The following is a 9,209-nucleotide window of genomic DNA, read 5'->3' as shown; positions in this document are numbered from 1 at the left end:
CGGCCACTATGAACTCGGAACGGACGCCGAACCCCGCCAGCGGCTGACGGCTGCCTTCACCGAGCTCGCGCTGGCCGTCTGAGCACCCGCCCGGCACAGGTCCACCATGCCTTGCCTCCGCCCAATGCAACAGAGCCGATCACCGGCGTGCCGACCGGACCCGGTCTCGATGTCCGTTTCGCGCTGCCCGGGGAGCGGGTACATGGGGTGACGATCCCGGTTCTGGCCCAGGTCAAAAGGTTCACCAGACCGTCGGCGTTGCGGGCCAGGTGGGTGATCAGGTGCGCTCGGGTCCAACCCGGCAGTGCGGACAGCTCACGCACCCCGGCGTTGTTCAGGCGCTCCACCTCGGCGAGCAGACGCGCGGTCCCGTCTGCCATGGCGTGCATGTCGTTGGCAACCGTGAGAGTCACTGCGCGGCCCCTTTCCAGCGGATCGGTTCTCCAGGGAATCGGTCTTCAGGGAGTCGGGCCGACGGCTCTCACCGGCGACCGGCCCCGCCACGGAATTCCGCGATTCTGTGTTCTGATGGGTCGACGGGTCGGCGATCTCTTTCACGCCCGCGGATGGCCGGCGGGACGCTGGTCGCGAAAGTCGTCCGGGCCGGTGGTCCGGGCGGCCAGTTCCGTGCGGCGGACCTTGCCGGACGCTGTCCGCGGCAGCCTGTCGCTGAATCTCACCGACCGGGGACGGAGCTCGTCGGTGAGATGCCGCGCGGCGTAGGCGAGCAGAGCAGCCTCCAGCGCGACGCCCGGACGGTGACCGCGCTCGAGTACGACGACGGCCTGCGCGACCGCGCCGCCGATCGGATGACTCCGCGGCACGACCGCGACATCGGCGACCACGGGATGGCGCCGCAGAACGGACTCGATCTCGTACGGGGAAATTCTCCGGTCGAACGACTTGAACATCTCGTCGCGCCGTCCCAGCAGGCGAATCCATCCGTCCGAGCTCATCTGCGCGACATCCCCGGTTCGGTACAGACCGCCGGTACGCACGCCGGCGGTCCGCTCGGCGTCATCGAGGTAGCCCGCCATGATGCCGACCGGATCCGTTGCCAGATCCACACACAGCTCGCCGCATCCCGACGCGTCGGGATCTTCCAGAAAGATCCGGTACCCGGGAAGCGGCTTACCGATCCAACCCGCCCGTGACGGCAGACCCGGCGTGGTGCCGACCAGAGCGGTTGCTTCGGTCTGCCCGTAACCGTCCCGGACAGGTATCCCCCATGCCTGGCGGATGGCGCCGGCGAGATCGGGCTCAAGCGGTTCGCCGGCGCTGAGCGCCTCGCGCAGCGCCGGCCGTGACGACGACAGACACGCGCGCATGCCGCGCCACACGCTCGGCGGAGCGCAGAAGGTGTCGACGCGCAGCTCCGTCAGCAGACGCGGCAGGATCTGGGCGTCGACCCGGTCCGGCGTCAGGGCGATGACGGTGGCCTCGGCGCTCCAGGGGACGAACAGACTGCTCCACGAATGCTTGGCCCAACCGGGAAAGGAGATGTTCAGATGCCTGTCCCCGGGAAGAAGGCCGTTCCAGTACAGGCTGGACAGATGTCCGACCGGATAACTGGCGTGGGTATGAGCGACCAGCTTGGGCTGGCTGGTCGTACCCGACGTGAAATAGCAGAAGGCGATGTCGTTGGACGGGGTCGGCGTGTTCGACCTGAACACCGGATTCCCGGACCGGCCGTCGTCATACGGGGTCCAGCCCGGGACATCACCGGATACGGCGACCCTCAGTCCGGGGACCGGGGCACCGCTGAAGCGTTCGGCGGTGTCGGCACGACAGATCAGATGGTGGACGCGGCCACGTATGACCCGGTCGGTGGCCTCCGGCGCGGTCAGGCTGGGATACGTCGGAATAATCACGGCCCCGAGCTTGAGACAGGCCAGAACGGACTCCCACAACTCCTGCTGCTGGCCCAATATGATCATCACGCGGTCTCCTCGCGCGACTCCGAGCTCCCGTAGCCAGTTCGCGATCGAACTGGAACGGGCCGACATCTGCGCGTAGCTCACCGTGAGCCCGGCGCTGTCTGGGTGGAACAGCTCGAGGGCGACTTGGTCGTTGCCGCGCGCCACGACATCGAACCACTCAAGGGCCCAGTTGAAGGTGGGGAGACGTGGCCAGGCGAACTCGGCATACGCGGCATCGTGGTCGAGCCGGCGGGCGACGAGCATGTCCCGAGCGGCGCGGAACCGCTCGGTCGCCGTTGTCGCCGGTGCGATGGTCTTCCCCCGCACCTGCCCCGCGGTCATCGTTTGCTCGCGGGAACAAGCTGTCGTCCCCCGGCGGAGTCCACGCACGCCGCCAGAGCGTCGGCGGCGATGCTGTCCGCGTCCGCCATGAACTCGCCCCAGGGCCCAGGCCGGCCGCTGCCGACCTGGGTGAACCACCGGGTGTGCTCGGAGGGGATACCGAGGACGTACAGCCCCGGCCGCAGGGCACCGTCTTTCCCGATGGGGTGGAAAGGCTCACCGGTCACCGACACGCCTCCCGTGTCATAGAAGTCCGCCACTCCTTTGTTGACATGGCTGGTAAGGGTGCCGGTACGCACCAGATGGCGTGCCAGCGGCGACTGATCGCGCCGCAGGTCCGGCTCGGGGATACGGGCGTCGATCACCGCGTCCAGACCGATACGCGCCTCGTCGACATGTTCGGAATCGGCGAAGAAGCGACCCTCGGTGTCGTCGACGTCGAAGACGGCCGCGGGACCGACAACGCGCAGTTGGCCGCACCGCATGAGCGCGAGAACCTGCTGCAGACGTAGCAGAGGCGGCCCGGTCGACACCAGGGAACACATGGGTGCGAACCAGCCGAGGAAGTCCTCGCGGTACGACCTGGGTGTCAGGCCGGCATAGCTCACTGCCGCTCTGATGACGGACCGGACGTCGCGCAGAACGTCGAGCGCCGCCTTCACCGGGCCGTCGACATTGCCCAGCTCGGCAGCCGCGATATCGGCCAGGATGACAGTGACAAGGGCCTCCTGGAACTCCTGCGGACTCGCGAACCGCCGGCCCGCGAACGGACGGGCGCGCCCAGGGACGTCCAGCGCCGGCAGGTCCGCGACGTCGAAACGGCGTGCCTGTACTGAGACCGCCTCTTCCGGCGGGACGTCACGGGCGGCGACGGCGACGGCGTCGGTGAACCTGGCGGCGATCTCGGCACCGAACCGATTACGGATCTCAGTGGCGTGATAGACTAGGTCGATCTCAGCCAGGAGCCACGGCAGTACGTCCTTCCGAAAGTCCAGCTGTCCGCGCCGTCGTACTGCCATAACGTGCCGCAGGGTGAACAGGCGCGGCACGTAGACGTGGTCCGGGCTCTTCTGATTGCGACCCCGAGCCGAGACCGGAACGCCACTGCGCGAACCGGCGACAAGGATCGGCTCCCGTCCGCTCGGCGCATAGCGCAGACCGTCGGGGACGGGGACGAAACGGCCGCCGCGCCCGACCGTCAGACACGCCATGACGTCGTAGAAAGCCAGGCCCATCCCGATCGTTCCCACGGTCGACGCGGGCGGCAGCGTATCGAGTTCCATATCCGCCGCCGAGTCGGCTCTGATGTATCGCGCGCGGTCACGGGTCGCGGCGAATGTCGCCAGCCTGTTCTGGCTCCGGTCCAGCTCGGGACGGGAGTGGCCGGTACAGAGAACGACCCGGTCCACGGAGATCTCGGTTCCGTCCGCCATCTCCAGCCGAAACCGTCCATCGTCCTGCCGGTCAAGGCGGTCCACCCGGCGCTGGACGTCGATGAGTCGGACGGCCTCGGGCAGGTTGGCTCGCGCCGCGGCAAGCACGAAACTCAGGTACTGCCCGTAGGTCCGCCGCGGCGCGTACCCGTACAGATCTGCTTCTTCTGTGCCGGACGCGCACCACCACTGCCCGAGACTCGGTCCTGCCCCGGCCCGTGCCGGGCCGTCATCGGACGGACCCGAGAACATGGTCACCTCACCGGCGGGCGTGTTCATCAGCAGCCATTCGGGCTGCTCGGGCCGCCATATCCGGCCGGTGCCGACATGGTCGCTGTCGATCGCGTACAGCTCGACCGCACGGGTGAGCGGCGTGTCGGTGCACCGGGCCACGATTCTCTCGATCACGGCTATTCCGCGCGGCCCGGTGCCCACGACGGCGATCCGCAGCGGCTGGGGCGATCCGGACGCCGCCAGCTCGCCCGGTGTCTGTGCGGCCGCGAGGTCGTTGCGGCGGGCGGTATGCGAAAGCATGTCGAGCAGCTGGCCCGCGCTCACCATCGTCGGCGACGTGTGCCGCGGCTTCGGCAGCGGAAGCCCGCCGGTCTCGGCCCACTGCAGCCGACCCGCTGGGGTGATCAGGGATCGGGTGATCCCCGGATTGTCGGCATGCAGGCAGAACGGCACGTCCAACAGCCCTCGCGCGAAGGCACGCAGCAGAGCCTGTCCGGTGTCCTCGGACAGACCGATAACGGCGTCGATGATGCGCTTGGCCTCGTCCAGTACGTCCTCGTGGTCCACCTCGGCGGCGGTCGGCAGGCCGGTAGCCTCTCGGGCGTGGGCGGCGCGGCGCCAGGCGACCGTCAGCGCCGCGATATTGTCCTGGACTGTCGGTATCCGGTGCGCCTCGGCCGCAGTCTTGACGATCAGCCGTTCCGCACCGCCGCATACCGCGATGTCGACGCTGCTTTCCAGCAGGCGTTGTGCGCCGGAGGTGCTGGCCGGAAAGACCCCCATGTAGGTATAGAGAACGATGTGCCAGTCGACGTCCGATGGCAGCAGGGTCTCGGCCAGGTGGCGTAGCGCCGCCAGCGCCTCGATGTCCTGCACCGGATCGGTCTGCTGGGCGTAGCTGAGCGAGACACTGTCCACACCCTGTTCGACGAAGAAGAGCGCTTCCAGCAGACTCATCGCGACCAGCAGCGACGGTGGGCACAGCTGGCCCATCAGACATCCGCCAAAGGTCTCCAGGTGCGCCCGGAGTCCGGCGGTCCGGCAGTCGGTGGCCAGCTGGCGGGTGGCATTCCGCCACTGGCGTACCGACCTGGCCAGCGGGGTCCGTCCATAGGGAAGGCAGTACGACACCGGGCCGCCTTCGGTCGCGGCCAGGCCGGCCAGGACCATGTTCGCGAAGATCTCGGCTGGCGCGGCCGACCCGTGCCGGACCTGGACAGGAATTTCTCCGAGCGCTGCCGAGGCGACCGTCGCCGTGGTCCGTGGACCGTGCGCGACCAGCGGAAAGCCGTTCAGCGGACCGCCGGCCGCCAGCGCCCGCTCGGCCGCGGCGTGATCACCGACCCGGGTATAACTGTCCAGGGTTATCGTGCCGACTGTGGGACCGTCCACGCTGCGGACCGCCTGGATTCCGGCGGACATCTGAGCGGGGTCGGACATCCCCATCCGCGGCTGGAGCACCAGACGGCCCGCGCCGGCGTGGCGACGGACGTACGAACCGAGATCGACCGGGGTCGAGACGGTCATGCCACCCCTTTCTTCGGCTCGGCCTTCGTGCCGAGCTCCAGCAGCAGGTTGGTGAGGGTCCGCGGGTCGGTCCGTTCGTTGCACACCGCGTCGAATCCGGCGCCGAGGAGTTCCGTTACTGTTCCGGCCTCGGCACCGCCATGTATTCCCAGCCGCCCGCCGATCACAGCCGGGACGTACCGGATGGATGGGTCCGCTCGGATCCGGCGAACCAGCCTCGCCCCGTCCATTCGTCCGTGACCATTTACGGTGCTGACCACCAGAACATCGGGCCGGTAAGTCCTGATGGATGCCAGGATGAGGTCGTCCGGTGCGCACGGGCCGAGATTCAGTACCTGGTGGCCTGCTTCCTCGAGAAGGAGCTGCAGAAACACCAGGTTCCAGGTATGGGAATCCGATGAGACGGTGGTCAGCAGCACACGTCGGTGCGGTGGGACAAGCGTGCTCACCGCTCAACCGGTCCCTCGGCCGCCGGGGTGGCCAGCTGCGCGTAGGTGGCGGGCGTGCAGCCCGTCGCGGGCTCGTCGACCGGGCGCCTGATCTCGCCCGTCGACGGTTCTCTCGCCGCCGCCGGACGGCTGCGGATCGCCAGCACCGTGCAACCCTGCCGACTGGACATCTGGTGTCGCGTTCCCGGTCCCTCGACCACCAGATCACCGAAACCGAACGACCGTCCGTCGCTGTGGTCGAGAGTGCCGTCGAGCACGAGCATCAACTCGTAGCCGAGATGCTCATGAAAGTCTCCGTGCGCTCCGGGGGGGAACCGCAGAATCAGCCCGACAGAATCCTCGCCGGTGTCGTCCGGGGCCCACAGGACGTGATGCTCGACCCCGGACCGTCCCGGCTCCACCCACGTCGACCAGGTGAGGTCGGGCATCTCGAAACCGCTGCGGAATACGTCCCTGACAACTTGGTCACGCATAACCAAGCCTCCTTGTTCCAGCACAGGGAAAGTCCCAGAAAGGTGCGTTTACCCTCATGGCATGGCGACCGGACCGGAGCCGTTCGGCCGGTCCAGTACATGGAGCAGGCACCGTGGTGACGGTGGCCCGTCCAGAGAAAGCGGACGGCCACCGTCACCAGGTCACCGTCAGTTCAGCCTGGTGATGTCGACCCGCGCGACTGGTCCGTACCAGCCGTGGGCCGCGGACGAGAGATCACCCGAACCGGAGATACCCGGATGGCCGGCGATGGGCTGCGTGGGTACCGTGCCGACGGATCCGGTGTCGATGTTTCCGTTCGGGTCACCGGGTAGGGTCGTCGGGCCCACCGCGCTGCACGGGTCGGGCAGATCCGAACCGAGTTCGGTATTGTTCTCGACCCCCGCGTCGTAAGCCCTCAGCCAGTAGGTGGCTGTTCGACCGCCGGCTGGCAGGGCGATGTTGTCGAGGCCGGTGAACCCGTCGTTACTGCAGACGAGCATGGTGGCGATGGACAGCAGGTCGCCCTTGTTCGCCTGGATGGTACTGGTCACCGAGTGGCTGAAGCCCTCCTTGTCGACGCTCGTCGGGGTGAGCGGGGCCGCTATGTCGACGACGTCGGTCGTCGCGGCGGCCGCCTGGTAGGCATTCACCAGCGGAGCCTCGTTGCCGTCCTGGGCGAGGGCCGCCAGCTCGGTCGAGGTGAAGCCGCCGACCTGGAACGCATGGAGATCCGACCCTTTGCTCGTGGTCGCGATGACACCGGGGGAGAGCGGCTCACCGGAGGTGATGTTGGTAAGCGTGACCTGGTAACTGTGCGGACGCGGCTGACTGGCTGCCGAATCGTCCGGTGCGCTGGCGAACGCCGCACCGGACCAGGCCACCGCCGCCGCGCCGACCGCGCCCATGATCGTGGCAATTCTTCGCATGGATCCTCCTTTGCCGTGGTACTTGACCGAGGTAATCCACCCAAATTCGAACCCGCTATCGGGTGACATATAGACGGTATGTCGCTCCGGTCGTACCGCAATGCGATCAATATATTTCCGATAGCTCGCATCGAGATTTCCGATGGGTCACGTCATGCGTATACGGGCGGTCGCCGGGCGCTCCCGCGCAGGACCATCCGATCTCACCCGAGAATGACGGTCACCGCGGCTTGGCCGTTACGCGTCGACAACGGCGGAACTTGTCAAGATCCTTAAGACAAGATTGTTTGTGAACTAGCCTGTGCCTGGTCTTCTTTTCGATCTCTGTGTGGGGACCACCTCCGATCTTTGCGGGACGCCCGCGTCGGCTGGCCCGGCGTCCTCGCCGGGCTTCGCGTTGATCCCAGCGGGTCTCGGAAGCGGCGGCGGGACCGGAAGCCGGTTCACGAACCGCTCCGGGTGCGCGGCGTAGGCGGCATCGAGCACACGACCGCGCGCGGCATACACCTGATCGGTCTGGCCGAAGTACACGACCGCCGGCGAAAGATAGCCGATCCCGGAATGCTTGTGCTCGAAATTATACCAGTTGAAGAACTCCCGGCAGAACGCTCACGCCTCGACGATGGTGTCGAAGTGGTCGGGAAACTCGGGCCGGTACTTCAGGGTCTTGAACTGGGACTCGGAAAACGGGTTGTCGTTCGAGACCCGCGGCCTTGAGTGCGACCGGACGATGTCAAGATCCGCCAGAAGCAGCGTGAGAGTCTTCGACGTCATCGACGAGCCCCGGTCGGCGTGCACCGTGAGCCTCGACGTATCGACGCCATACTTCTCACACGTCTGCGTGACAAGTTCCTTCGCGAGCTCCCCGGACTCGTTCGGCGCGAGCATCCAGCCCACGACATAGCGGCTGTAGATATCGAGGATGACATAAAGATAGAAATTCCTGTGCTTCACCGACCCCTTGATCTTCGTGATATCCCAGGTCCACACCTGGTTCGGCGCGGACGCGACCAGCTCGGGTTTCACATGCGGCGGATGCGTCGCCTGAGCACGGCGCTCCCCGGTCTGCTCCCGGACCGCCAGGATCCGGCACAGCGTACGGGAAGAGGCCAGATAGACCCCCTCGTCGAGCAGCGTCGCCCACACGTGCGCCGGCGACGAGTCGGCGAACCGCTCCGAGTTGAGAACCCCAAGCGCCCTCGCCCGTTCCTCCGCGGAAAGCGCCCGGGGCTGCACACGCTCCCTGTGCGGCTTCGGCGGCCGCCGCTCCAGCGCCGACACCGGCGGGCGATGGCGCCGGTAGAACGTCGCCCGCGACCGACCCACCAGATCGCAGGCATTCGCCGGCCCGACGACCCCGGAAAGCTCGACCACGCACGCGTCGACTATCCGTTCTCCTTCGGCGACGACGCCCGGGTAATTTCGGGAATGCTCTCGGAGAGCGCCTCCAAGAGCGCGTTGGCTTTTCCCATGATGCCAATCACGCGCTGGGACGCCGCGAGTTCCTTCTCTTTCCGGGCCAGCGTTGCCTCCAGCTCCGCTATCTTCTTGTCCCGCGGGTCGGCCGCCGGCCGCGCTTCCTCACCGACGCCGCCGCCGCGCCCTGACCCGCCGCGCGACGCCACTCCACGATATGCGCGGAGTACAACCGCTCCCGACGCAGGATCGCGCCCTTCTCACCGGGCCTGGTCGCTACGTCGTATTCCGCGAGAATCCGAGCCTTGTACGCCGCCGTGAACGTCCGCCGCTTCGCCTTCGGCTCGACCTCCGGGTCAGGCCATCCCGCCTCAGGTCCGGGGTCATCCACCCGACCATCATCGACCAGACCCCGCCTGGCCGTCAGCACCACCGCCACGATCTCCCTCTCCCAACCCAGGGCTGCGCGAAGGTCGCCCGGCGTGGCGA

6 protein-coding genes and 1 pseudogene are annotated in these 9,209 nt (G+C 67.4%); all 7 read right to left on the bottom strand.

All coding sequences use genetic code 11. The features are described 5' to 3' along the window. Positions 1 to 56 precede the first annotated feature (56 nt). Positions 57 to 413, bottom strand: coding sequence for a maleylpyruvate isomerase N-terminal domain-containing protein (locus CV1CTNOD_RS11430; protein WP_165485453.1), 357 nt, complete (start codon positions 411 to 413; stop codon positions 57 to 59). Positions 414 to 554: 141 nt separating this feature from the next. Continuing rightward, positions 555 to 2,261: an AMP-binding protein gene (locus tag CV1CTNOD_RS11425; RefSeq protein ID WP_131786089.1), complete on the bottom strand. Its 1,707-nt coding sequence runs from the start codon at positions 2,259 to 2,261 to the stop codon at positions 555 to 557. Further along, the gene (locus CV1CTNOD_RS11420) at positions 2,258 to 5,455 is read right to left on the bottom strand and encodes an FAD/NAD(P)-binding protein (RefSeq protein ID WP_131786088.1); all 3,198 of its coding nucleotides are present in this window, start codon (positions 5,453 to 5,455) and stop codon (positions 2,258 to 2,260) included. Before CV1CTNOD_RS11420 ends, CV1CTNOD_RS11425 begins: the two co-directional genes overlap by 4 nt. Continuing rightward, positions 5,452 to 5,904, bottom strand: a complete 453-nt coding sequence (locus CV1CTNOD_RS11415) for a cobalamin B12-binding domain-containing protein (protein ID WP_207386358.1) — start codon at positions 5,902 to 5,904, stop codon at positions 5,452 to 5,454. Before CV1CTNOD_RS11415 ends, CV1CTNOD_RS11420 begins: the two co-directional genes overlap by 4 nt. After that, the gene (locus CV1CTNOD_RS11410) at positions 5,901 to 6,377 is read right to left on the bottom strand and encodes a cupin domain-containing protein (protein WP_131786087.1); all 477 of its coding nucleotides are present in this window, start codon (positions 6,375 to 6,377) and stop codon (positions 5,901 to 5,903) included. The genes CV1CTNOD_RS11415 and CV1CTNOD_RS11410 overlap by 4 nt, the downstream gene beginning before the upstream one ends. A gap of 168 nt (positions 6,378 to 6,545) precedes the next feature. Then, positions 6,546 to 7,304, bottom strand: coding sequence for a spondin domain-containing protein (locus tag CV1CTNOD_RS11405; protein ID WP_131786086.1), 759 nt, complete (start codon positions 7,302 to 7,304; stop codon positions 6,546 to 6,548). Positions 7,305 to 7,673: 369 nt separating this feature from the next. After that, a pseudogene (locus CV1CTNOD_RS11400) lies at positions 7,674 to 9,111 on the bottom strand (IS3 family transposase); the annotation flags it as partial. Positions 9,112 to 9,209 lie beyond the last annotated feature (98 nt).

Source organism: Protofrankia symbiont of Coriaria ruscifolia (assembly GCF_900634745.1).
Classification (GTDB): domain Bacteria; phylum Actinomycetota; class Actinomycetes; order Frankiales; family Frankiaceae; genus Protofrankia; species Protofrankia californiensis.
The sequence above is the reverse complement of the archived record's forward strand: the minus strand, read 5'-3'. Positions and strand labels throughout refer to the sequence as shown.